Genomic DNA, 24,485 nt, shown 5'->3' on the forward strand with positions numbered 1-24,485 from the left:
CCTCGTTTAAGCCGAAAGCGTTCTTATAACATCGCGTGCGAGTCCAACAGGAGATAATGAATGATCCGCTCGAGTCTTGCTGCAGCTGTCGTTTCGGGTCTGGGCGTTCTATCTCTGGGAACTCCGGCAGCCCATGCGGCCGTTCCGAGTGGCCTCATTGCACATCGCGCCGTCTATGATCTCGAACTGAAGGACGCTTCCGATCGTTCCGGCATCGCCGGCATGTTCGGTCGCATGGTCTATGAATTCGAGGGCTCCGATTGCACAGGGTTCACCACCAATTTCCGCTTCGTCACGCAGATCGACACGGGCGATTCCACACGGGTCAGCGACCAGCAGACGACGACGTTCGAGGATCTGGCCAAGCGGGTGTTCCGCTTCGAAACCAAGTCCTATACCGACAGCCAGCTCGACAAGGACGTGCGCGGCGCCGCGACCGACGACCAGAAGGGCATCAAGGTCGATCTGACTCAGCCGCACAGCAAGCAGGTCGAACTCATCCAGAGCCGTTTCCCGACCGAGCATATGCTTGACATCATCCGCAACGCCAAACTCGGCAAGAATTTCTTCGAGGCCCAGGTCTTCGACGGTTCCGACGACGGCGACAAGCCATTGATCGCGACCACCGTCGTCGGCAAGCAGGAGACGCCCGCCACGGATGATCCCGACGCCGACAAGGCCGGCGCCTTTGCCAAGACCGCCTTCTGGCCGGTGTCCGTCGCCTATTTCAACGAGAAGTCCACGGGCGACGCCATACCGGTCTACCGCATGTCGTTCAAGCTTTACGAGAACGGCATAACGCGCGATCTCACCATGGATTACGGCGACTTCGTCCTCACCGGCAAGCTCACCAAGCTCGAGGTTCTCGATACGAAGGCCTGCCAATAGCTCTCGCCGGGCCGCGGCGCAAAGGGCAAAATTTTCGTCATAAAACTGTGATCCAAGTTTCACTATTGTGTGAAACGATCGGCACGCTTGGGTGAGTCTAACTTTTGCCCGTGCCGATCTGGAATTGTATTGGGGCGCGCGGGGGGATTGATCGTCTTGGGGCGGTCGACAATGTTTTGCGGTCGGCTCTGTGTTTTATGGACGAGAAAGCACAATCTATGAGCAATACCGATATCTCCGCCGGTTCCAACGAGACTCTGCCTGTGGTCGCCGCTGATCCGGGTGAGATCGCCCGCATCGGCGATAGCATCGACATCACCGACCGCGCCGGGATTTCCGTCTACGGCGACCGCGCCCAGCAGTCGGTCTCCGATTATTCCGACCGGATTCTCCGGGAGGTCCGCAATCGGGATCTCGGCGAGGTGGGCAGGCTGCTGACCGAAATCATCATAAAGTCGAAGAAGCTCGATCCGGCTTCCTTGAAGGACGAAAGCTTCCTGTCGCGTGTGTTTTCCTCATTCAGGGCCAGGGTGCAGCGCTTCAAGGAAGAGTTCGAGGATGTGGCGGGCCAGATCGACCGCATCGGGCTCGAGCTTGATCGTCACAAGGATATCCTGCGCCGGGACATTGCCCTTCTCGATGATCTGCACGAAGAGACGAAGCAGTCCATCCTGCAGCTCGATGCCTATGTGCAGGCCGGCAAGAATTTCGTTGAGCGCTTTCGCGCCACCGAACTTCCGCGGCTGAAGAGTACTGCCGATGCGGCCTCCACCGGTCCGGGCGGGGGCATGCTGGAGGCGCAGGTCTATCAGGACAGCCTGCAAGCTCTCGATCGTCTCGAGAAGCGGGTTTTCTATCTGCAGCAGGCGCGCCAGCTCGGCATTCAGCAATTGCCGCAGATCCGCATCGTGCAGTCCGGCGACGAAACGCTGATCGAGAACCTGCAGGCAACCTCGGCGCTGACGGTGCCGGCCTGGAAGCAGAAGATGGTCATCCTGCTCGGCCTGAGCCAGCAGAAATCGGCGCTTGAATTGCAAAAGACGGTGACGGACGCCACCAACGACATGATCCGCGAGGCATCGAAGATGATGAAGGATCAGGCGATTGCCATCGAGCAGCAATCGCAGCGCGGCATCGTCGATATCGATACGCTCGCCGCCGCCAACCGCGACCTGATCGACACGATCAGCGGCGTGCTGAAGGTGCAGGAAGATGGTCGCGCCAAGCGGGCCGAGGCCGAGCAGCGGATGCAGAAAATGACCATAGAGCTCAAGAAGGCGATGATCGAGGCGCGGTGAACTGCATGAAGATCCGCACATTCGTTACCGGCCTGACGCTCGCCGCAGTTCTTGCGCTGAGCGGCTGCAATGTCGGCGGTGATGGCCCGAAGTTCTCGATCGTTTCCGGCTCGGAAAACACCGTCATTCAGCCGATCGTCGAAGAGTTCTGCAAGGAAAAGAAAGCGACTTGCAGCTTCACCTATGAAGGCACGCTGGATATCGGGCTCGCTCTCCAGAGCGAACAAGGCGTCGAACAGGATGCTGTCTGGCCGGCATCGAGCGTTTGGGTCGATATGTTCGACGTCAAGCGCCGGGTGAAGTCGCTGACGTCGGTGGCGCAGATGCCGGTCATTTTCGGCGTGCGCAAATCCAAGGCCGAGGCGCTCGGCTGGATCGGCAAGCCTGTCTACATGAAGGACATATTGGCGGCGGTGAAGAACGGCTCGCTGAAGTTCTTGATGACATCCGCGACGCAATCCAACTCGGGCGCCAGCGCCTATCTCGCAATGCTGTCGAGCGCGCTCGGCAACAAACCCGTCATCGAGCCGGGCGATCTTGACAAGCCGGATGTCCAGGGTGCCGTCCGGTCCCTGCTTGCCGGCGTTGAGCGCTCTTCTGGTTCCTCTGGCTGGCTCGCGGATCTCTATACGGACCAGGCTTCAAAGGGCGTGCTCTACGACGCCATGTGGAATTACGAAGCCGTGCTGAAGGAGACCAACGATAAGCTGGCCGGCATGGGCAAGGAGCCGCTTTATGCCATCTATCCGGCCGATGGCGTCGTGGTTGCCGATTCGCCGATCGGTTTCGTCGATCATGGGCGTGGGCAGGAGGTTGAGGCCTTCTTCAACCAACTCCTTGACTACTTGCGTTCTGCACCGGTGCAGAAGCGCATCGCCGATACCGGCCGTCGCATTCCGCTCGCGGATGTCACCGCCAAGCCGGATCCGTCGTGGAATTTCGATCCGACGCATCTCGTGACGGCAATTCGCATGCCCGAGCCCGCGGTGATCCGCCAGGCGCTCGATCTCTATCAAGTTGCATTGCGTAAGCCGTCGCTGACCGCCCTCTGCCTCGATTTTTCGGGTTCGATGGAAGGTAAGGGCGAGAACCAGCTGCAGGCGGCCATGCAGTTCCTGTTCAATCCGGATGAGACCGGCAAGGTATTGGCGCAGTGGACGCCGGCGGACCGCATCATGGTCATCCCCTTCGACGCCGATGTGCGCACGACCTTCGAGGCGACGGGAAATCCGGCGCAGCAGAAGAGCTTGGTCGATAAGGTCTCGCTGCAGCATGCCGGCGGCGGTACGGATATGTACGCCTGCGCGGGCAGGGCGCTTGACTGGATGAAGAGTACGCGGGACCTGTCCTCCTATCTGCCGGCGATCGTCATCATGACCGACGGCAAGTCCGACGATGCCAACGGCGATTTCATGAGCCGGTGGAGATCGGTCAACCCGCATGTGCCTGTCTTCGGCATCACCTTCGGCGATGCGGACAAGCGGCAATTGGATGCCTTGGCGCAGGAGACCTCGGCGCGGGTGTTCGATGGCCGCGGCGATCTCGTCAGCGCATTCCGGGCAGTGCGCGGCTATAACTAGGACGATAATGCGCAATTGGTTCGGCAATGACTGGAATTGGATCGTGGCGGGGCTTGTCGCCGCGATTGTCGTTCCTGTGCTGAGCTTTTATGCCGGCATGCCGATATGGATCGCGGCCGTCATCGGCCTGCTCGTCTTCGTGGGTCTTATCTTTGTGCTGGCACCACGCGGCCTCTTCGAAGGGCTGGACGCCAGGGCCATCGGCAGGGGCCGGCTCGAATTCGCCCGCGATCTGCTGAATTCGGCGACACCCGCCGCGCGAAGGCTGGAGGCTTCTGCGGCCCAGATCGCCAGCAAGGAGACGGCAAAGCGGGTGCGGCATCTGGCGGAGATCGCCGCCGACGTCTTCGCCAAGGTCGAGGCCAATCCGGAGAGTGCCGGCACGGTGAGGCGGTTCCTCAGCTACTATCTGCCGCGAGCCGCCGAGGTGGCGGAGGGTTTTGCCGTTATCGAGGCGAAGCGCCAGCCGGATGCGACGCGCCTTCAGGAGGTCGATCTGGTTCTGACCAAGCTCGAAGATGCCTTCGTCCACTATTCGGACAGCCTGGTCGACAACAGGCTCGATACGCTTGATACGGAGCTGCGCCTGATACAGGCCTCGCTCAAAGAGGATATAGGACGCTGATGGCCATTTCCCGCCGCGCTTTTGGAGTAGGGCTTCTTGCTGCCGGGGTCGCAGGCACCGGTGGCTATTTCGCCATCAAGGACAGGCCGGAGCTTCAGGGGTTGCTTGGCAACCGCACCAAGCTTTTCGGCTTCATCGGTGGCGAGAAGGAAGCATTTCTGGCCGACAGCGATGTGATCGGCGCCCTCCACAGCCATGGGCTGGAGATCAACAGCCGCGTCGCTGGCTCCGTCGAGATGGTCCGGGAGCAGGCGCTCCTCTCGCAGAACCCCGCGTTCCTCTGGCCTTCCTCCTCGATCATGGTCGACATAGCCCGGCAGAGCGGCATCAAGATCCGCAACGATCGCGTCATCCTCAACACACCCGTCGTCGTTTATTCGTGGCAGCCTGTCGTCGATGGATTGACCAAGGCCGGGCTTGTCACCACGACATCGGAAGGACAGCATCAGCTCGATCTGAAGGCGCTGCTGGATGCCGTCCTTGCCGGAACAACCTGGTCGAAGCTCGGCGTCAACGCGCTCTATGGACAGTCCCGGATCGTTTCCACCGATCCCAATCGTTCCAATTCAGGCTTCATGTTTTCCGGCCTCGTGCTCAGCCTCCTGAGCGGCAACGTGGCCAGCGCCGACAATCTCGCGCAATTCGGCGACAAGACGCAGTCCATCTTCCGCAACATGGGCTTCAAGTCGTCGTCATCAGGCAAGCTTTTCGAACAGTATCTCGCCGGCGGCATCGGCGGCGAACCGATGATCGTCGGCTACGAGAATCAGTTGGTGGAATGGATCATCGCCGATCCGCAGCGGTGGCACCGGGTCCAGGCCAGCAATGGCGCAAAGCCCGTGGTGCTCTATCCGCATCCGACCGTCTATTCCGCCCATCCGCTCATCGCCATAGACGAACAGGTCGACCGCATGATCGAGGCGTTGATCAGCCCGCGATTGCAGGAGCTTGCCTGGACCAAGCATGGTTTCCGCGGGCCGCTCGGAACGGCGACCGGAGATGCCGACAGCGCCATCGCCGGCTTGCTTCCGGCGGAAATCGACGCCGTCCTGCCGATGCCGGACGCCAATGTCATGCTGGCATTGCTCGATAAACTGGCGGCTTGAGGGCAGGGCGCGCAGCTATTTTTCGTCCCAAGCCTTGCATTCCCGGCAAATCGAATGTATGGCCAGCCACATTCCACACGTAAGGCATGGGATTGTCCGGGAGAAATCCGGATCGTTCCGCCCGGTGGCATTCTCGAAGAGCGTGCTGTTCGCCTTGCGGAGGTTCAACCGGAAAAGGAGTCAAAGGCATGGCATTGCCTGATTTTTCTATGCGCCAGCTTCTGGAAGCTGGTGTTCACTTCGGCCACCAGACGCATCGCTGGAACCCGAAGATGAAGCCGTACATTTTCGGCGATCGTAACAACATCCACATCATCGACCTCGCTCAGACGGTTCCGATGCTGAGCCGCGCCCTGCAGGTCGTCAGCGACACCGTTGCCCGTGGTGGCCGCGTTCTGTTCGTCGGCACCAAGCGTCAGGCGTCCGAACTGATCGCCGACAGCGCCAAGCGTTCGGCCCAGTACTACGTCAACGCCCGCTGGCTCGGCGGCATGATGACCAACTGGAAGACGATCTCCAACTCGATTCAGCGTCTGCGCAAGCTCGACGAAATCCTCTCCGGCGACGCCCAGGGCTTCACCAAGAAGGAGCGTCTGAACCTCGAGCGCGAGCGCGAAAAGCTTGACAAGGCCCTTGGTGGTATCAAGGACATGGGCGGCACGCCGGACCTGATGTTCATCATCGACACCAACAAGGAAAAGATCGCGATCGACGAAGCCAAGCGCCTCGGCATCCCGGTCGTCGCCATCATCGACTCGAAGTGCGATCCGGACCTGATCGACTATCCGATCCCGGGCAACGACGACGCTTCGCGCGCCATCGCTCTTTACTGCGACCTGATCTCGCGCGCTGCCATCGACGGCATCGCTCGCCAGCAGAGCGCATCGGGCCGTGACCTCGGTGCTTCCGAGGAAACTCCGGTTGAGCCGACCCTGGCGGACGGCGCCGAAGCCTGATCGCGCCTCGAGGCGGGCAGGAGACTGTCCGCCCAAGCGCATTGACATCCGGGATAGGGCCGTTTGCGACTTCAAGAAGTTCGAGCGGCCTTATCGCGTTTTGGGTAACGCTTTGCCTGGGCGGTAAATCCAGGCATGTTCCAATCAAGAATTCCAGAGTGTGACGCGGCTTCATAACGCTGTCATACTTACGGGTACATTTCGTCCCTCAAATCGGTGCCGCCTCGGTTCAAAGCCGCTTGCCGCACCGTATGAACCGACAAAGAGGAAGCTTATGACCGAGATTACGGCTGCACTGGTGAAGGAACTGCGCGAAAAGTCTGGCGCAGGCATGATGGACTGCAAGAAGGCGCTGATCGAAACCAACGGCGATATCGAAGCCGCGATCGACTGGCTGCGCGCCAAGGGCATCTCCAAGGCCGACAAGAAGTCCGGCCGTACCGCCGCTGAAGGCTTGATCGCCATTGCCGGCGCCGGTCACAAGGCCGTTGTCGTCGAGCTCAATTCCGAAACCGACTTCGTTGCCCGTAACGATGCCTTCCAGGAACTCGCTCGCGGCATCGCCGAAGTTGCACTGTCCACCGACGGCACGGTCGAAGCCATTTCGGCTGCGACCTATCCCGCATCCGGCAAGCCGGTCGCCGACACCATCAAGGACGCAATCGCAACCATTGGCGAGAACATGACGCTTCGTCGCGCGGCCAAGCTGGAAGTCGAACACGGCGTCGTGGCGACCTACATCCACAACGCTGCCGGCGACGGTATCGGCAAGCTCGGCGTTCTGGTCGCCCTGAAGTCGGTCGGTGACAAGGCCGTTCTGACGTCGATCGGCCGCCAGGTTGCCATGCACATTGCTGCCACCAACCCGCTGGCTATCCGCGCCGAAGAAGTCGATGCCGCAGTCGCCGAGCGCGAACGCAACGTCTTCATCGAGCAGTCCCGCGAATCCGGCAAGCCGGAAGCCATCATCGAAAAGATGGTGGAAGGCCGCATGCGCAAGTTCTTCGAGGAAGTCGCTCTTCTCTCGCAGGCCTTCGTCATCAACCCGGACCTGACGGTCGCTGCTGCCATCAAGGAAGCTGAAAAGACCGCCGGCGCCGCGATCGAAGTCGTTGGCATGGCCCGTCTGCTCCTCGGCGAAGGCGTCGAGAAGGAAGAAACCGACTTCGCTGCCGAAGTTGCGGCTGTCGCCAAGGGCTGATTGGCAAAAAGAAGCCATCTCCCGGATTGGTGAAACCATATCAGGGAAAACCTCAGGGCATCGCGTGACAACGCGGTGCCCTTCGTGTATCCGGCTTTCACAATCATCCCCCGCGATCACTTCAAGGAGCCACGATGTCTCAGCCGATCTACAAGCGCGTACTGCTCAAGGCCTCCGGCGAAGCCCTCATGGGTAGCCAGGGGTTCGGTATCGATGTTACCGTCTCCGACCGGATTGCATCCGATATCGCCGAAGCGCGCGCAATGGGCGTCGAAGTCGGCGTGGTCGTCGGCGGCGGCAATATATTCCGCGGTGTCGCCGTGGCCTCCAAGGGCGGCGATCGCGTGACCGGCGACCATATGGGCATGCTCGGAACCGTCATCAATGCGCTGGCGCTGGCAACCTCGCTGCGCAAGCTCGACATCGAGACCGTCGTGCTCTCGGCCATCTCCATGCCGGAGATCTGCGAGAGTTTCTCGCAGCGCGCCACGCTCTATCATCTCTCGCTGGGCCGTGTGGTGATCTTTGCTGGTGGCACCGGAAATCCGTTCTTCACCACTGATTCCGCAGCCGCATTGCGCGCCGCCGAAATGGGCGCGCAGGCCATCTTCAAGGGCACGCAGGTCGACGGCATCTATTCCGCCGATCCGAAGAAGTTTCCGGATGCCGAGCGTTTCGATCATCTGACCCACAGTCAGGTGCTGGAAAAGGGGCTGGCGGTCATGGACGTAGCCGCCGTGGCGCTTGCGCGGGAAAATTCAATTCCGATCATCGTTTTCTCTATCCACGAGAAGGGCGGCTTCGCGGAAATCTTGACCGGCGGCGGCCGCAAGACCATCGTATCAGACAACTGACGTTCCTGTGGCGCCGGGCCTGCCCGGCGTCGCCTTATTACAGGGGAGTATAGACATGAGTGAAGGCACTGACCTCAAGGAACTGAAGCGCCGCATGGACGGCGCCATCGCGGCATTCAAGAGCGACATCGCCTCGCTGCGCACCGGCCGCGCATCCGCTAACATTCTGGATCCGGTTACGATCGAAGCCTATGGTTCGCGCATGCCGCTGAACCAGGTCTCCAACATCACCGTGCCGGAAGCGCGCATGTTGACCGTATCGGTATGGGACAAGGCGATGGTCGGTGCCGTCGAGCGCGCGATCCGCGAATCCAATCTCGGCCTCAATCCCATCATCGACGGCCAGAATCTGCGCATCCCGCTGCCGGAGCTCAACGAGGAGCGCCGCCGCTCGCTGGTCAAGGTCGCGCACGAATATGCCGAGAAGGCCAAGGTCGCGATTCGCCATGTTCGCCGTGACGGCATGGATGGCCTCAAAAAGGCCGAAAAGGATGGTGTAATCGGTCAGGATGAGAGCCGCTCCCTCTCCGAGCGTGTGCAGAAGATGACGGATGAGACGATTTCGGATGTCGACCGCTTGCTAGCCGACAAAGAAAAGGAAATCATGCAGGTCTAATCGTACGCTGGGGTGTCGTGCTTTCGATTTGGAAACATTGAAAGCGGTGACGGCGCCCTAGATTACGAGATCAGAGCATTCTTCCCGCCGAACGAAACCGGACCCATATGTCAGATCCTACGTTTTCTGCCGTACCCGAACACGTTGCCATCATCATGGACGGCAATGGGCGCTGGGCCAACGCGCGCGGCCTGCCGCGCACCATGGGCCACCGCAAGGGCGTGGAGGCAGTTCGGGAAACTGTTCGAGCGGCTGGTGATATCGGCGTGAAGTATCTCACGCTTTTCGCCTTTTCCTCCGAGAACTGGCGTCGCCCCGAGACCGAGGTGAGCGACCTGCTGGGGCTCCTCAAGGCGTTCATCCGGCGGGATCTCGCCGAGCTTCATCGTCAGAATGTGCGGATCCGCGTCATTGGCGACCGCAGCAATCTGCGCGGCGACATTCTGCCGTTGCTGATCGAGGCTGAGGAGACCACCCGGGACAATACGGCCCTGACGCTGGTCATCGCCTTCAACTACGGCTCTCGCGACGAGATTGCCCGCGCCGTCGTCGGCCTGGCGAAGGATGTCGAAGCCGGGCGGCTGCGTCCGCAGGATATCAGCCCGGAGCTTTTGGACGCCCGCCTGGATACCGCAGGAATTCCCGATCCAGACCTCATTATCCGCACGAGCGGCGAGGAGCGGCTATCGAACTTCCTTTTGTGGCAGGCCGCCTATTCGGAATTCATGTTCATGCCGGAATACTGGCCCGATTTCAGCCGTGACCTGTTCTTCGCAGCGCTTGAGAAATATGCCGCGCGCGACCGGCGCTTTGGCGGCCTCTCCGGCAAGCAGGCGGCGGCCGTGGGGTCCTGATGAGCCGTGAACTCAGGCTGCGCGTCATCTCCGGCATCGTCCTTGCCGTCATTGTTCTTGCGGCTACCTGGTATGGCGGCCTGAGTTTTCGCCTTCTGGCGGCGGCAATCGGCCTGCTCGTCTATTATGAATGGTCGACGATAGCTGACTTGCATGGACGCGATCCCCAGGGAAATGCGCTCGGCTGGCTCGGTCTTGTGCTGATTGCCGGCGCAACGCTGATGAGCGAATCGGTCTATTCCATCGAGGTTCTGGTTGCCTTTGTCGCGGCGACGACGATTATGGTTGCCGTTCGGCGGACGACCTGGTGGCTGCCGGGCGGCATATTCTATTCCGGATTGACAGCGATCGCCCTTGCCGAAATTCGCGACGATGATCTGCGCGGCTTCGTGTTGATGCTGTTCGTCTTCGCGACGGTATGGGCTACCGATATATTTGCCTATTTCGTCGGCCGGGCGATCGGCGGTCCGAAGCTTGCGCCCCGCATATCGCCGGGCAAGACCTGGTCGGGCGCAATCGGCGGTGCCGTTGCCGCCATCATTGCGGGAACCGCTGTTGTCTGGAGCTTCTTTTCCGCCGATGATTTGAGGATCCCGGTGCTTGCGCTGGTGCTGTCGGTTTGCAGCCAGATCGGGGACTTGTTTGAGTCTTTCATCAAGCGCCGTTTCGGTGTGAAGGATTCCAGCCATCTGATTCCAGGCCATGGCGGCGTCATGGATCGAGTCGATGGACTAATTTTTGCTTGTTTTGCAGCGTTTTTGTTGGCTATCGTAATATCGCTGACAATGAGCGGCGAGACCTTGTCATTGGGCGGCGTTCTGCTCGGGGTCTGAAATTAACGCGAACAGGATCGTTGCATGGGTGGCGCGGCTAGCTTCATTGGTTTTTTGACGAACAACGTCATAACGTTTGTTTTCGTCCTGTCGCTGCTCGTTTTCGTGCACGAGATGGGTCACTATCTGGTCGGGCGCTGGTCCGGTATCCGCATCATGGCATTTTCGATCGGTTTCGGCCCCGAAATCCTGGGGCATACTGATCGGCACGGCACGCGCTGGAAGCTTTCGCTCATCCCGCTCGGCGGCTATGTGCGCTTCTTTGGCGACGAGGATGCCTCGAGCAAGACCGATACGGATCAACTCGCGGCCATGACGGAAGAAGAGCGCGCCCAATCCTTCGCAGGGGCCAAGCTCTGGAAGCGGGCGGCAACCGTTGCCGCCGGTCCGATCGCAAACTTCATTCTCGCCATAGCAATCTTTGCCGTTCTTTTCAGTGTCTACGGTCGCACCGTCGCCGATCCGGTCGTCGCCATGGTGACGCGTGATGGCGCCGCTGCAGAAGCCGGTATCGAGCCCGGCGATCGGCTGATGGCCATCGACGGTGTCAAGGTGAAGACCTTTGACGAAGTGCAGCGCTATGTCGGCCTGCGTCCTGGCCGCACGATCGTTCTGACGGTCGAGCGCGACGGCCAGATGCGCGATTTCCGTATCATGCCGAAGCTGGTGGAGGACACCGATCAATTCGGCAACAAGATGGAGATGGGCCGCATAGGCATCGCGCTCGTAGATCCACTGATTACAGGCGTAGAGCCGAATGGACCGGCGGCAAAGGCCGGCATAGTGGCTGGAGATCGCCTGATCGCCGCGGATGGCAATGCTATAGCGACCTACTACGATATCGGCCGCTATATCGGTGACCGCGCCGGCAAGAGCATCGTACTGACGATACAGCGCAACGGCGAGATACGCGATTTTCCGATTGTGGCGGAAACGCTGACGGAAACGGATGCCTCCGGAAACAAGAAGGATGTCGGCAGCATCGGCATTGCGCCGATCGATCCGTTGGTGGCGTCGATCGCTCCGGATAGCCCCGCTGAAGCTGCCGGTCTTGAACTCGGCGACCGCATCCTTTCCGTCGATGGACAGGCCGTGGGCTCCATCAGCGAAGTGCAGCGTTACGCCGCCTCTCACGCCGACAAGCCCGTGGCCCTGTCCGTCGAGCGCGGCGGCCAGACACGCGATGTGACGGTTACGCCGAAGAAATCCGCGGAGACCGATATTTTCGGCGCGCAGATCGAAATAGCCACCATCGGCATCACCGACGGTCAGAAGCCGATCAGGCTGCGCTACGAAGCCTACGGGCCGTTCCAGGCGCTCGGCGAAGGGGTGAAGCAAACGGGCAGCATCGTCTCCGGCACCTTCGAATATATCGCCAACGTTATCGGCGGCTACATGAAGGCCGACCAGCTTGGCGGGCCGATTCGGGTTGCGCAGCTGTCCGGACAAATGGCAACCTTAGGTTTCTCTGCGGTGCTCCAGTTCGCCGCCATACTTTCTGTTTCAATAGGGTTATTAAATTTGATGCCCGTCCCGGTACTTGATGGCGGCCATCTGATGTTCTATGCGATTGAAGCCGTCAGGGGAAAACCCTTGGGTGCACGGGCACAGGATATCGCTTTCCGGATCGGATTTGCGATGGTGCTGTCACTCATGGTGTTTGCGACATGGAACGATATTAGTTCCCGAATAGGCTAGTGGGGCAACGCGAGAGGAAATTACGATTTATTTACGATGTTTCAAAGCTGTAGTGGCGAATGGGTCACGCTTTGAAATGAAGTAAACGGAAATTAACTTGCTCCCTTGCTTGTATGTCAAAAGCGGGTAAAACGACACACGTGGCCGGAATCGGGTTCGCCTGGGGCTGGGGACGACTGAAAAAAAGGTAAGAAGTGAAAATGAAGGCTGGTTCAAGATTATTGAACGCAGTGTCGGCGGTAGCGCTGTCTGCTGGTGTTGTTGCGTCGGGCGCTGGTGTTATCACCCTTGCCTCTACCTCAGTCGCGGAGGCCGCTGTTATCCAGCGGATTGATGTTCAGGGAGCTGGGCGCGTCGGCGCGCAAGCTGTTCGAGACAACATCACGATCAAGCCTGGCAAGAGCTTCTCGCCAAGCGATATCGACGCATCGGTGAAGCAGCTTTACGCCACCGGGTATTTCTCCGACGTCCATATGACCGTTTCGGGCAGCGCCCTGGTCATATCGGTCAAGGAGAATCAGCTCATCAACGCCGTGGTCTTCAACGGCAACCGCAAGATCAAGGACGACAAGCTGCAGGGGATCGTTCAGACCCACGCTGCCGGCCCCTATAACGAGGCCACCGTCCAGGCTGACGTCAAGACCATCAAGGATGCCTATGCCGCCATCGGCCGTAACGATGTGCAGGTAACGACGCAGACCGCCGAGGTCGCTCAGGGTCGTCTCAACGTCGCTTTCGTCATCAACGAAGGTGATCGTACCAAGATCGACAAGATCAATTTCTCGGGCAATCAGGCTTACAACAGCGGCCGTCTCGCTTCGGTGATCAGCACGAAGAAGAGCAACTTCCTGTCGTTCCTGACCCGCAAGGACGTTTACAGCCCGGATCGCCAGCAGGCTGACCAGGATGCGCTGCGTCAGTTCTACTACAACCATGGTTACGCCGACTTCCGCGTCGTCAGCGCCGATGCGACGCTGAACGAGCAGAACAACGAATACACGCTGAACTTCAATGTCGATGAAGGTCCGCGTTACACCTATGGCGACATCAATGTCATCTCGACGGTCGACGGCATCAATGCCGAGGATCTTAAGGGCCTGGTCATCACCCACAAGGGCGATGTCTACAGCGCCAAGGACATTCAGACTTCGATCGAGAATATTTCGAAGCGCGTGGCTTCCGCCGGCTATCCGTTCGCCCGCATCACGCCGCGCGGCAACCGTGATCTGACCGGTCATACGATCGGCATCGAATACCTGGTCGATCAGGGCGAGCGCGCCTATGTCGAGCGTATCGAAATCCGCGGCAACACCCGCACACGCGACTACGTTATCCGCCGCGAGTTCGACCTGAATGAAGGCGATGCCTTCAACCAGGAAATGATCACGCGCGCCAAGCGTCGCCTCGACGCACTCGGCTATTTCACCAAGGTTGACATCACCACGGCACAGGGCAGTGCTCCGGACCGTGTTGTCGTCGTCGTCAACGTCGAAGATCAGCCGACCGGCTCGTTCGGTATCGGTGCCGGTTACGCCGTCGGCAACAACGGTGGTCTGCTGCTGGAAGCTTCGGTTGAGGAAAAGAACTTCCTCGGCCGCGGTCAGTACATCCGCATCGCTGCGGGTGCCGGCACGGAAGGCAATCGTACCTACAACATCTCGTTCACCGAGCCCTACTTCCTCGGTTATCGTCTCGCTGCAGGTTTCGATATCTTCAAGAACCAGACGTCGAGCGACGACTTCTACGACTATTCGGAGGAAGGCTTCTCGCTGCGCGTGACCGCGCCGATCACCGAGAACTTGGCGACGACCCTGCGCTACAACTACAAGCGCCTGACATACGACGGCACGAACGATTGGCAGAACAATCTTTCAAATCCATATCTCAACCTCGTCGAAAACGGCCCTTGGGTGCAGTCGACGATTTCGCAGACCTTTACCTACAACACGTTGGATGACCAGAATCTGCCGCGTGAAGGTATTATCGCCAAGTTCACGCATGAATATGCGGGCCTGGGTGGCGACTCCGACTTCTACAAGCTGAGTGGCAAGGCGCGTTACTACAAGATGATCAGCGACGAAGCCGATATTATCGGCTCGCTGACAGTCGGTGCGGGCTACGTGATGCCGACGGATGGCAAGCTGAACGTCTTCGACCAGTTTACGCTTGGTGGTCGTGAAATCCGCGGCTTTGAGAATGCCGGTATTGGTCCGCGCTCGTCCAACGGCGATCCGCTGGGCGGCACGACCTACTTCACGGCTTCGGCGGAAGCAAGCATGCCGATGCCGGGTGTTCCGCAGGATATCGGTCTGCGCATTGCAGCCTTTGCCGATGCGGGTAGCCTCTACGGTAACAAGGCCAATCTGTTCGGCGACATCCTGCATAACGACAGCTCCATCCGAGCTTCGCTGGGTGCTGGTCTGATCTGGTCTTCGCCGTTCGGCGTCATCCGTGTTGACTATGCCGTGCCGGTTCTCAAGGAAGATTACGACAAGACTGAGAATTTCCGGTTTGGCATCGCCAACCAGTTCTGATATCGGCAGCCTAGAACAACGGGCTTGAACACCGTTCTGGAGCTGGTGCTTATGGAACATATCGGTTTCTTCCCGCCCCACGGTGGCGTCAGCTTACGAGAGTTGGCTGAACATCTTGGGGCGGATCTTATTGATGCGACCTTCGCGGAGGTCGTCATCAAGTCGATCGCTCCTGTCTATAGGGCAGGCGAAGGCGACATTTGTTATATCCTTTCCCGGAAGAATCGCGCCGAGCTTGAGACGTGCAAGGCTTCGGCGATCATTTGCCTGCCGGCGCTGAAATCCTTCGTCCCCGCGCACATTCCGGTGCTTCTCTCCAAGAAGCCGCATACGGACTTTGCGCTTGCCGGAGCGTTGTTGCATCCGGAAGCCATGCGTCCGATCGCGTTCACGTCGAACCCCGGCGTGATCTCTCCTGGCGCCGTCATTGATGCCACAGCCAAGCTGGAAGCCAATATTGGTGTGGAGCCGGGCGCGGTCATTGGACCTGGCGCCGAGATCGGCGAGGGCACGTGGATCGGTGCCAATGCACTTATCGGACCGGGTGTGAAGATCGGACGAAATTGCACCATCGGCGGTGGCGCAAGCATCCTCTGCTCGTACCTCGGTAATGGCGTCATCATTCACAACGGCGCGCGTATCGGCCAGGATGGTTTCGGTTATGCGCCAGGGCCTCGCGGAATGGTGAAGATCGTGCAGATCGGCCGCGTCATCATCCAGGATAATGTCGAGATTGGCGCCAATACTACGATCGATCGCGGCACGATGGATGATACCGTGATCGGCGAGGGCACCAAGATCGACAATCAGGTCCAGATCGGACATAACGTTCGCATTGGCCGCCATTGCGCCGTCGTCAGCCAGGTCGGCATAGCTGGCAGCACGCTGATTGGTGACGGTGTGCAAATCGGCGGTCAGGCGGGGCTGAACGGCCATATTCACATTGGCGACGGTGTACAGATCGGCGCCAAGAGCGGTGTTATGAACAGCATTCCGGCGGGCGAGCGTTACGCTGGTCATCCGGCGCGGCCCCTGTGGGATTTTCTGAGGGAATCGGCAGAGATCGCGAAGCGGTCGGGAGCCAGAGAAAAGAAGGACGGGAGTGCGGAGCATGACTGAGGAAGCCAAGACATCATTGTCATCGGCTGACGTTCTGGAAATTATGAAGCTTTTGCCGCATCGCTATCCCTTCCTGATGGTCGATAAGATCATCGAGATCGATAGCGATAATTCCGCGATCGGCATCAAGAACGTGACGGCCAACGAGCCGCAATTCACCGGGCACTTTCCAGGTTCCCCGATCATGCCGGGCGTACTGCTCATCGAAGGCATGGCTCAGACGGCAGGCGCGATCTGCGCCCGCAAGGATGGCATCGGCGGCAATCTCGTCTATTTCATGACGATCGACAATGCCCGTTTCCGCAAGCCAGTCGTTCCCGGTGACCGCGTCGAATTCCATGTCGTCAAGCAGAAGCAGCGCGGTACGATCTGGAAGTTCCATTGTGATGCCAAGGTCGATGGCATCCTGGTTGCCGAAGCCGATATCGGCGCGATGATTGTGAGGAAGGATCAGGACGAGGCATGAGCAGCATCGCAAAAAGCGCGAGCATTCATAAGTTCGCGGTCGTTGAGGATGGTGCCATCATCGGCGAGAACGTCGAGATCGGGCCTTTCTGCCACGTCGGCCCCAAGGTCGTGCTGCATGATAATGTCCATCTGCTGACGCATGCCATCGTCACCGGTCGCACGACGATCGGCAAGGGAACGAAGATATTTCCGATGGCCATTGTCGGTGGCGACCCGCAGAGCGTTCATCACGGCGGCGAAGAGACGACGCTGGATGTTGGTGAGAACTGCACGATACGTGAAGGCGTGACGATCAATACCGGCACGGCCGACTACGGCGGCAAGACGATTGTCGGCAACAACAATCTGTTCCTCGCCAATTCCCATGTCGCGCATGATTGCCGCGTCGGCAACAATGTCATCATGTCCAACAATGTCATGCTGGCGGGGCATGTGACCATCGAAGATCGCGCCATTCTGGGCGGTGGCTGCGCCGTGCACCAGTTCACCCGCATCGGTCGGCAGGCTTTCATCGGAGGACTTTCGGCTGCAAGCTACGATGTCATTCCCTACGGCATGCTGAACGGAAATCCAGGCGTGCTGTCCGGCCTCAACATTGTCGGCATGACGCGCGCAGGCATAGACCGCGCGGTCATTCACAGGGTTCGACGCGCCTACAAGGGTATCTTCGAAGGCGAAGGTTCGATCCGCGACAATGCCGCGGCGATCCGTGACGAATATGCCGATTGCAAGGAAGTGATTGAGATCCTCGATTTCATCGCAGCCGATAGCGATCGCGCACTGTCGTCGCCCAATCGCGGCAAGAGTTGACGGTGGTCTCCGCCGGCCAAGACGGCAAGGGTAGGTTGGCGATCATCGCGGGCAGTGGTTTTCTGCCGGCTTACGTTGCTGAAGCTGCCCGCCAGGCCGGCGAAAATCCTGTCATCATTGCGTTGACGAACGAGGCGGATAGGGATTGGTCCGCTTTTGATCACGCCAATCTCGGTGTCGGCAATTTCGCCGGCCTTGAAATCACGTTCCGTCGCTATGGCGTTGACCGGGTCGTCATGTCCGGCGGCGTCGCGCGCCGTCCGCCTTGGCGGGAGGTGCATCCGACGTGGCGCGTGATCAAAGAATTACCCTCGACTATCCGCACGCTTCTTTCCGGCGGCGATAATGCCGTGCTGCAGATGGTCATCCGCTTGATCGAGGCCGGTGGCGTCCGCGTCGTCGGTGCGCACGAGATTGCGCCCGACCTGCTGGCGACCACCGGGCCGCTCGGGCGGCACGCACCCTCGCAAGAGGATTTGCGCGATATCGCCCAAGGTGCGAAGGCAGCCGACGCGCTTGGGCTTTTGGATGTCGGCCAGGGCGCCGTCAGCGTCGGTGGCCGTGTCGTGGCGCTTGAGGGCGCCGAGGGCACGGACAAGATGATCGAGCGTGTTGCCGGCTTGCGCGCCGAGGGCCGTATATCGACACGCCGTCGCGGCGTGTTGGTCAAGCTCTGCAAGCCGCAGCAGGATGTGCGCGCCGATCTGCCCTCGATTGGTGTCTCGACCGTGCTGAACGCCAAGAAGGCCGGCCTTGCCGGCGTTGCGGTGGAAGCGGGCAGGGCGCTGGTTCTCGACCGTGAGGCGGTGATTGCCGCGGCCGATGAAGCCGGCATCTTCGTCTGCGGTATTGATCGTGGTCTGAGCGCAGAGGGCTTCATGTGAGCGGCGCTCCCTTGAAGCTCGCTGTCGTTGCGGGAGAGGTTTCCGGCGATCTGCTGGGCGGCGATCTCGTCGCGGCGTTGAAGCGGCGCCATGGCGGTCGCGTGGAGTTGATCGGCGTCGGTGGCGAGGCGCTGGAGGCGCAAGGCCTGCGCTCGCTTTTCGACTATTCCGAATTGTCGATCATGGGCTTCATCCAGGTGATCAAGAGACTGCCGAAACTGCTTGCCCGCATCCGGCAGACGGCCGAAGCCATCATAGCGGCCGAGCCCGATGTGCTTCTGATCATTGATAGCCCGGATTTCACCCACCGCGTGGCGAGAAGGGTGCGCAAGGCATTGCCCGGCCTTCCGGTCGTCAACTATGTCTGCCCCAGCGTCTGGGCGTGGAAGGAGTACCGTGCGCGGGAAATGCTCGCCTATGTCGATCATGTGCTGGCCGTGCTGCCGTTCGAGCCAGAAGCCATGCAGCGCTTGGGCGGGCCGGCGACAACCTATGTCGGCCATCGCCTGACGGTGGACGTCGATCTGCTGAAGACGCGCCGACAACGCGCGGTGCGCGGCACGAGTGCTGCCGACGCCCCAATGACGGTCCTTCTTCTCCCGGGGTCGCGCGCTTCGGAAATCCGCCAACTCCTGCCGGTTTTTGAGCGGGCTACCGATGAACTTAGCCGGCGAAACGATGGCGTCCGGTATCTGCTGCCGACGGTGCCGAGGCAGGAGGCCCTAGTGCGGTCGCTTCTCGAAAATTGGAGCATCAAGCCGGATATCCTCGTTGGTCAGGATGCGAAGTGGAAGGCCTTTGCGCAGGCGGATGTCGCCATGGCAGCGTCTGGCACGGTGATCCTGGAGTTGGGGCTTGCCGGCGTTCCGGTGGTCTCGACTTACAAGACGGAATGGCTGGCCAGATTTGTGATGGCGCGCATCAAGGTATGGACGGCGGCCTTGCCGAACCTGATTGCCGATTACGCTGTCGTGCCTGAACTCATCAACGACATTTTGCGGCCCGGCCTGCTGGCCCGCTATATGGAGCGCCTGTCGAACGACACGCCTGAGCTATCGGCAATGCTCGCAGGCTATGATGTCGTCTGGCAGCGCATGCAGACGGAGGAGCCGCCTGGTGACAAGGCCGCCGCCATCCTCCTGGAGGTCTTGTCCAATAAAAAAACCGGTCATTTCTGACCGGTTTTTTGTTTCAAGTCCGGAGCTTAGCGCTTGGAGACCGGAACGTATTCGCGCGGCGGTTCGCCGGTATAGAGCTGGCGCGGACGGCCGATGCGCTGATGCGGATCCTCGATCATCTCGTTCCACTGAGCGATCCAGCCGACGGTACGGGCAAGCGCGAACAGTACGGTGAACATGGTGGTGGGGAAGCCGAGGGCCTTCAGCGTGATGCCGGAGTAGAAGTCGACGTTCGGGTAAAGCTTCTTCTCGATGAAGTATTCATCGGTCAGCGCGATGCGTTCCAGCTCGATCGCGATGTCGAGCAGCGGATCGTCCTTGATGCCGAGTTCGCCGAGAACCTCATGCGCCGTCTTCTGCATGATCTTGGCGCGCGGATCGTAGTTCTTGTAAACGCGGTGGCCGAAGCCCATCAGGCGGAACGGATCGTTCTTGTCCTTGGCGCGGGCGATGTATTCCGGAATGTGGTCGACAGAGCCGATTTCCGTCAGCATGTTCAGCGCGGCTTCGTTGGCGCCGCCATGAGCAGGGCCCCAGAGGCAGGCGATGCCTGCAGCGATACAGGCAAACGGGTTTGCGCCCGAGGAGCCTGCGAGGCGAACCGTCGAGGTCGAAGCGTTCTGCTCGTGGTCGGCATGCAGGATGAAGATACGGTCCATGGCGCGTGCCAGCACCGGATTGACGACATACTCTTCGCAGGGAACGGCAAAGCACATGCGCAGGAAGTTCGATGCGTAATCCAGATCGTTCTTCGGATAAACGAAGGGCTGGCCGATATGGTACTTGTAGGCCATGGCGGCAAGCGTCGGCATCTTGGCGATCATGCGCAGGCTCGCGACCATGCGCTGATGCGGATCGGTGATGTCGGTCGAGTCGTGGTAGAAGGCTGACAGAGCGCCGACGCAGCCGCACATGACTGCCATCGGATGCGCGTCGCGGCGGAAGCCGGTGAAAAAGCGCGACATCTGCTCATGCACCATGGTGTGGTGCACGACGCGATAGTCGAAGTCCTTCTTCTGTGCGGCTGTCGGCAGTTCGCCGTAGAGTAGCAGGTAGCATACTTCGAGGAAATCGCCGTGTTCGGCCAGCTGTTCGATCGGATAGCCGCGATGCAGCAGAACGCCTTCGTCGCCATCAATATAGGTGATGCTGGACTCGCACGACGCGGTCGAGGTGAAGCCAGGATCGTAAGTGAAAGTGGAGGTGTTCTTATAAAGGGCACCAATATCAATGACACTCGGGCCGATGGTCCCGGTTTTGACCGGCAGGTCTACCGTCTTCTCACCCCAAGTTAGTTTCGCGCTTTGTTCCGTCATGCTGATCCTCCAAGATTTGGCGGGATTGACGCCATAAAAAGCGCCAAAAGGTTAAGCGACTACCGACTAGCTATATGATCCAGAGCCTAATGCCAAGTTATCCTAATGCCGAATTGTGCATTGCGGTATCAACTTTTGGGCAATGCAGTAGGGCATTTGATCCCCCCGTTCCGGTAAATGGCGCAATTTGGCAGTGGGTGTGCCGATTTTGGTTGAATTCACCGAATGGTGACGGCAAAAATCGCGTCATAGCTGTAGTTTTGCGTGGGGCAGGCAGTGAATGCCTAATTTAGAGGCACCGGAGCAGCAGGAGGATGGCAGGAATCTTCCTGGGCCTGCAGAGCCTCACCATGCCGCCACGCCCTTTGTTTCTCGTGCCAAAGCGGAGCAGCGGGAGCGGACGCAGGATCAGGCGCCGCCGGTCGCGCGTTTCTACCTGGCTGTCAGTCGCATCAGATCCTTTGTTTGGCGCCTGATCGAAGAGGAGGCCGCGCATGGTCGTGCCATCCTGTTTGCGCCGATCTATATGGGCCTCGGCGCGATCTTCTGGTTCAAGGCCGATATCGATCCGCCGCCGCAGACGGTCCTTGCTGCGCTCCTGGTCCTGGCTGGCAGCTTTCTTTTCAGGCGCGAAGCGGGCCGCGTGCTTCGGCATGTCCTCTTCGCCGGCATGCTGGTTTGTCTGGGCATGGCTCTGGCGCAATGGGAAAGCTGGCGGGCATCGACCGTCATGCTTGACTCGGCTGTGACCACGACCGTCACAGGTCGGATCGAAAGGCGAGAGTCCTACGATAACGGAGGTTGGCGATACGTCGTCAAAGTTGACAAGACAGAAAAGCCGGCCATTCGCAGACCGCCGGAGCGCGTCACCATTTTCGTGCGCAAACAGGCAGAACCGTTCAACCTCGGCGACCGCATCCAGGGCAAGGCGCGACTGACGCCTCCGGCCGGACCTGCTCTGCCTGATCTCAACGATTTCGCGTTCAGTTCCTATTTCAACGGCATCGGTGCAAACGGCTTTGCCTTTGGAAAGCCGACCCTACTGTCACCGGCCAGTGATGTCGCTGCGGATTCGGTGTCGGACAAGGCGGATATCTGGCTTGCCGGCCTGCGCAACAGCATAGGCGACAGGATTAGAAGGACCTTGCCCGGCGACACCGGCGCTTTCGCGGCCTCGCTTGTCACCGATGAGAGACGCGCGCTTTCGGACGAAACGACCGAAGCGCTGCGAATGGCCGGGCTCACGCATATCATTGCCATTTCCGGCCTCAACATGGCGCTTTCGGCCGGCATCTTCTATATCGGCCTGCGCTATCTGTTCAGCCTGTTTCCCGGCATGGCGCAGGCGTGGCCGACCAAGAAGATAGCCGCCTTCGGCGCGCTGGTAACCCTGACGGCTTACTATCTCATTTCCGGCTTTGGCGTGTCGGCCGAACGCGCCTTCATCATGATGGCGATCATGCTGGTTGCCGTGCTCTTCGACCGGCCGTCGATCAGTCTGCGCAACGTCGCGCTCTCGGCAATCGTCATTCTCAGCCTGTCGCCGTCGCAGGTGCTCGGACCGAGCTTTCAGATGTCCTACGCCGCGACGCTGGCGCTGGTATCCGGCTACACGCTTTGGAAACGGCGCCAGCATCGGGAAAATATTCTTTCGCGCTCCAGGCTCCTGAGCCCGCTGCTGTTCGTTACGCGCTTCTTCGGCGGCATATTGTCGACCTCCTTCATTGGCGGCGCGTCGACGGCGATCTTCTCGATCGAGCATTTTCACCGGTTGGCGACATACGGCCTTGCAGCCAATCTCGCTGCGATGCCGATCGTCTCCGTCGTCGTCATGCCGTTTGGCATGGCGGCCATGTTGCTTATGCCATTTGGTCTCGACGGGCCCTTTTGGCAAATCACCGGCGAGGGACTGGAGTTGGTCATCGCTATCGCCAAAACGGTGGCGGGATGGGGCGGCGATATTACCTTCGGCCGCCAGCCCGCCTGGCTTATGCCGACATTCATCGCAGGCTTTCTGCTCATGACGATGTTGCGAACGAGCGTGCGCCATGTTGGCCTGCTGTTGCTGCTTTCTTCCCTCGGCGTGGCAGCATTCGGCTCTGGCGTGCCCAAACCGGATCTCATGATTTCCGAGGATGGTGTTCTGGTTGCCTTGCGACAGGACGACATACTGGCAACAAATCGCGAAAGACCGCAGGCTTTCATTTTCGAACAGTGGCAGAGAGCGCTGGTTGCGAGCGAGCATCAACCTCCGACTATCCTTCCTGTTGACAGCCGCCTTCCCCAGATAAGCAAGACGGATCATCGCCGGCGATTGAGCGTCGAAGAGCAGGGCGCAGTTCGCAAGGCAATGGATGAAGCACTCGACCAGGCCATGCAGGGCAGTTTTGCTTGCCAAAAGGGCGCATGGTGCGTCGCGATGCTTGAAAATGGCGCGATGCTGGTCACCATCGAGGACGCAGCTTACCTGTCGCCGGCCTGCGATACGGCCAATATCGTCGTCACTCCCGTACGACTGCGCCTGGATCGCTGCCGCTCCGGCGCCATGCTTTTCACAGGCGCCACATTGCGGCAGACAGGGTCCATTGAGATGGACCTCAGCACCGACAAGCCAAATGTGGTAACTGCGTTCGAAAATCCACAGCGCCCATGGGCTCGGCACAGAACATACAATTGGCGCACAGGCACATTCGGCGCGCCGATCGTCCGAGCATCACCGGTCAGTGATAACGGCGAATGAGGCCAACGAGCTTGCCTTGCACCTTGACGCGATCCGGCCCGAAGATGCGGGTTTCATAAGCGGGATTGGCTGCCTCGAGCGCGATGGAGGCCCCCTTGCGGCGGAAGCGCTTCAACGTCGCTTCCTCGTCGTCGACGAGCGCGACGACGATATCGCCCGGATTGGCAGTCGTTGCATTGCGAATGATGACCGTATCGCCGTCAAAAATGCCGGCATCGATCATCGAATCGCCTCTTACTTCCAGCGCATAGTGCTCGCCCGAGCCGAGCATGTCGGCAGGGACGGTTATGTCGTGGGTATTATTCTGGATGGCCGAGATCGGAACGCCAGCGGCGATGCGGCCCATGACCGGTACCGAAACAGAACTGTTCTGGTCGTCGTTCGCAACTTTTGGCGGAGCAGGCGGCGCAACTGGCTGAGGTTTGCCGAGGCTGCCTTCGATGACGCTCGGCGAAAAGCCGCGGCGCGGCTGCAGGCTTGGATTATAGGCATCCGGCAGCTTGATGACCTCAAGCGCTCTGGCCCTGTTCGGTAGCCGGCGGATGAACCCTCGTTCCTCCAAAGCCGTGATCAGACGGTGAATACCGGATTTGGATGCAAGATCCAGCGCGTCCTTCATCTCGTCGAAAGATGGTGGCACGCCGGACTCCTTCATCCGTTCGTGAATGAAGAGAAGCAGTTCCTGCTGCTTGCGCGTCAACATCGTCTTGGAACCCCAGAATCGAGAAAAGCGTGAAACAAATCCAGAACGGACACTATATGTTCCATATGTGTTCCGCAAGTACTTAAATTTCGGTAAAGCTTTGCACGGACAGTTAAATATTCGACATCACTGGGTGGACCCGATAAAAGTCTCATATGGTTATATCCGCGCTAACATATCGGAAAACATAAGGAAATGCTGTTTAGCCCTTCATTGGGCGCATG

General features: G+C 59.6%; 21 protein-coding genes. 19 read left to right on the forward strand and 2 right to left on the reverse strand.

Translation table 11 applies throughout. The features are described 5' to 3' along the window. Positions 1–60: 60 nt before the first annotated feature. The 18 genes from FHT28_RS06595 (at position 61) to lpxB (ending at position 19,502) form a co-directional block, all read left to right on the forward strand. A complete protein-coding gene (locus tag FHT28_RS06595; RefSeq protein ID WP_168595808.1) occupies positions 61–888 on the forward strand; it encodes a cell envelope integrity EipB family protein in 828 nt (275 codons plus the stop codon). A gap of 218 nt (positions 889–1,106) precedes the next feature. Continuing rightward, complete coding sequence (locus tag FHT28_RS06600) at positions 1,107–2,186, forward strand: toxic anion resistance protein (protein WP_168595809.1); 1,080 nt, start codon at positions 1,107–1,109, stop codon at positions 2,184–2,186. A gap of 5 nt (positions 2,187–2,191) precedes the next feature. Further along, a complete protein-coding gene (locus FHT28_RS06605) occupies positions 2,192–3,766 on the forward strand; it encodes a substrate-binding domain-containing protein (RefSeq protein WP_168595810.1) in 1,575 nt (524 codons plus the stop codon). Positions 3,767–3,773: 7 nt separating this feature from the next. Continuing rightward, positions 3,774–4,391, forward strand: coding sequence for a 5-bromo-4-chloroindolyl phosphate hydrolysis family protein (locus FHT28_RS06610; RefSeq protein WP_168595811.1), 618 nt, complete (start codon positions 3,774–3,776; stop codon positions 4,389–4,391). Next, positions 4,391–5,497 carry a substrate-binding domain-containing protein gene (locus FHT28_RS06615; RefSeq protein WP_168595812.1) on the forward strand — a complete coding sequence of 369 codons (1,107 nt, stop codon included), beginning with the start codon at positions 4,391–4,393 and terminating at the stop codon, positions 5,495–5,497. Before FHT28_RS06610 ends, FHT28_RS06615 begins: the two co-directional genes overlap by 1 nt. 188 nt (positions 5,498–5,685) lie before the next feature. Continuing rightward, positions 5,686–6,453: a 30S ribosomal protein S2 gene (gene rpsB / locus FHT28_RS06620; protein ID WP_168595813.1), complete on the forward strand. Its 768-nt coding sequence runs from the start codon at positions 5,686–5,688 to the stop codon at positions 6,451–6,453. A gap of 274 nt (positions 6,454–6,727) precedes the next feature. Then, complete coding sequence (gene tsf, locus FHT28_RS06625; RefSeq protein ID WP_037201915.1) at positions 6,728–7,654, forward strand: translation elongation factor Ts; 927 nt, start codon at positions 6,728–6,730, stop codon at positions 7,652–7,654. 134 nt (positions 7,655–7,788) lie between these two features. Beyond that, positions 7,789–8,508 (forward strand): UMP kinase, encoded by a 720-nt coding sequence (gene pyrH / locus FHT28_RS06630; RefSeq protein ID WP_034505151.1) that lies wholly within the window; start codon positions 7,789–7,791, stop codon positions 8,506–8,508. A gap of 55 nt (positions 8,509–8,563) precedes the next feature. Continuing rightward, complete coding sequence (gene frr, locus FHT28_RS06635) at positions 8,564–9,124, forward strand: ribosome recycling factor (protein WP_034505150.1); 561 nt, start codon at positions 8,564–8,566, stop codon at positions 9,122–9,124. A gap of 107 nt (positions 9,125–9,231) precedes the next feature. Beyond that, positions 9,232–9,978, forward strand: a complete 747-nt coding sequence (locus FHT28_RS06640; protein ID WP_168595814.1) for an isoprenyl transferase — start codon at positions 9,232–9,234, stop codon at positions 9,976–9,978. Beyond that, a complete protein-coding gene (locus tag FHT28_RS06645) occupies positions 9,978–10,811 on the forward strand; it encodes a phosphatidate cytidylyltransferase (RefSeq protein WP_047557726.1) in 834 nt (277 codons plus the stop codon). Before FHT28_RS06640 ends, FHT28_RS06645 begins: the two co-directional genes overlap by 1 nt. Positions 10,812–10,835: 24 nt before the next feature. Next, positions 10,836–12,509 (forward strand): RIP metalloprotease RseP, encoded by a 1,674-nt coding sequence (rseP, locus tag FHT28_RS06650; RefSeq protein ID WP_092573698.1) that lies wholly within the window; start codon positions 10,836–10,838, stop codon positions 12,507–12,509. Between the two features lie 200 nt (positions 12,510–12,709). Further along, the gene (bamA, locus tag FHT28_RS06655) at positions 12,710–15,043 is read left to right on the forward strand and encodes an outer membrane protein assembly factor BamA (RefSeq protein ID WP_037201925.1); all 2,334 of its coding nucleotides are present in this window, start codon (positions 12,710–12,712) and stop codon (positions 15,041–15,043) included. A 51-nt stretch (positions 15,044–15,094) separates the two neighbouring features. Further along, positions 15,095–16,162 (forward strand): UDP-3-O-(3-hydroxymyristoyl)glucosamine N-acyltransferase, encoded by a 1,068-nt coding sequence (gene lpxD / locus FHT28_RS06660; RefSeq protein WP_092573699.1) that lies wholly within the window; start codon positions 15,095–15,097, stop codon positions 16,160–16,162. Continuing rightward, the gene (gene fabZ / locus FHT28_RS06665) at positions 16,155–16,628 is read left to right on the forward strand and encodes a 3-hydroxyacyl-ACP dehydratase FabZ (protein ID WP_034505141.1); all 474 of its coding nucleotides are present in this window, start codon (positions 16,155–16,157) and stop codon (positions 16,626–16,628) included. The genes lpxD and fabZ overlap by 8 nt, the downstream gene beginning before the upstream one ends. Next, on the forward strand, positions 16,625–17,440 hold the full coding sequence (gene lpxA / locus FHT28_RS06670) for an acyl-ACP--UDP-N-acetylglucosamine O-acyltransferase (RefSeq protein WP_037201930.1): 816 nt from the start codon (positions 16,625–16,627) through the stop codon (positions 17,438–17,440). Before fabZ ends, lpxA begins: the two co-directional genes overlap by 4 nt. Positions 17,441–17,442: 2 nt before the next feature. Continuing rightward, positions 17,443–18,324 (forward strand): LpxI family protein, encoded by an 882-nt coding sequence (locus FHT28_RS06675; RefSeq protein WP_037201933.1) that lies wholly within the window; start codon positions 17,443–17,445, stop codon positions 18,322–18,324. Continuing rightward, complete coding sequence (lpxB, locus tag FHT28_RS06680) at positions 18,321–19,502, forward strand: lipid-A-disaccharide synthase (protein WP_168595815.1); 1,182 nt, start codon at positions 18,321–18,323, stop codon at positions 19,500–19,502. Before FHT28_RS06675 ends, lpxB begins: the two co-directional genes overlap by 4 nt. A gap of 26 nt (positions 19,503–19,528) precedes the next feature. Here lpxB and gltA read toward each other — a convergent pair whose 3' ends face one another. Next, the gene (gltA, locus tag FHT28_RS06685) at positions 19,529–20,818 is read right to left on the reverse strand and encodes a citrate synthase (protein ID WP_034505135.1); all 1,290 of its coding nucleotides are present in this window, start codon (positions 20,816–20,818) and stop codon (positions 19,529–19,531) included. A 280-nt stretch (positions 20,819–21,098) separates the two neighbouring features. Between gltA and FHT28_RS06690 the strand changes: the two genes are divergently transcribed. Then, positions 21,099–23,558 (forward strand): ComEC/Rec2 family competence protein, encoded by a 2,460-nt coding sequence (locus FHT28_RS06690; RefSeq protein WP_210255678.1) that lies wholly within the window; start codon positions 21,099–21,101, stop codon positions 23,556–23,558. On the opposite strand, the gene lexA is transcribed toward FHT28_RS06690, so the two are convergent. Continuing rightward, the gene (gene lexA / locus FHT28_RS06695; protein ID WP_037201940.1) at positions 23,539–24,261 is read right to left on the reverse strand and encodes a transcriptional repressor LexA; all 723 of its coding nucleotides are present in this window, start codon (positions 24,259–24,261) and stop codon (positions 23,539–23,541) included. The genes FHT28_RS06690 and lexA overlap by 20 nt on opposite strands. Positions 24,262–24,485 lie beyond the last annotated feature (224 nt).

Origin of the sequence: Rhizobium sp. SG570, from assembly GCF_012275345.1 — a bacterium.
GTDB lineage: Bacteria > Pseudomonadota > Alphaproteobacteria > Rhizobiales > Rhizobiaceae > Rhizobium > Rhizobium lusitanum.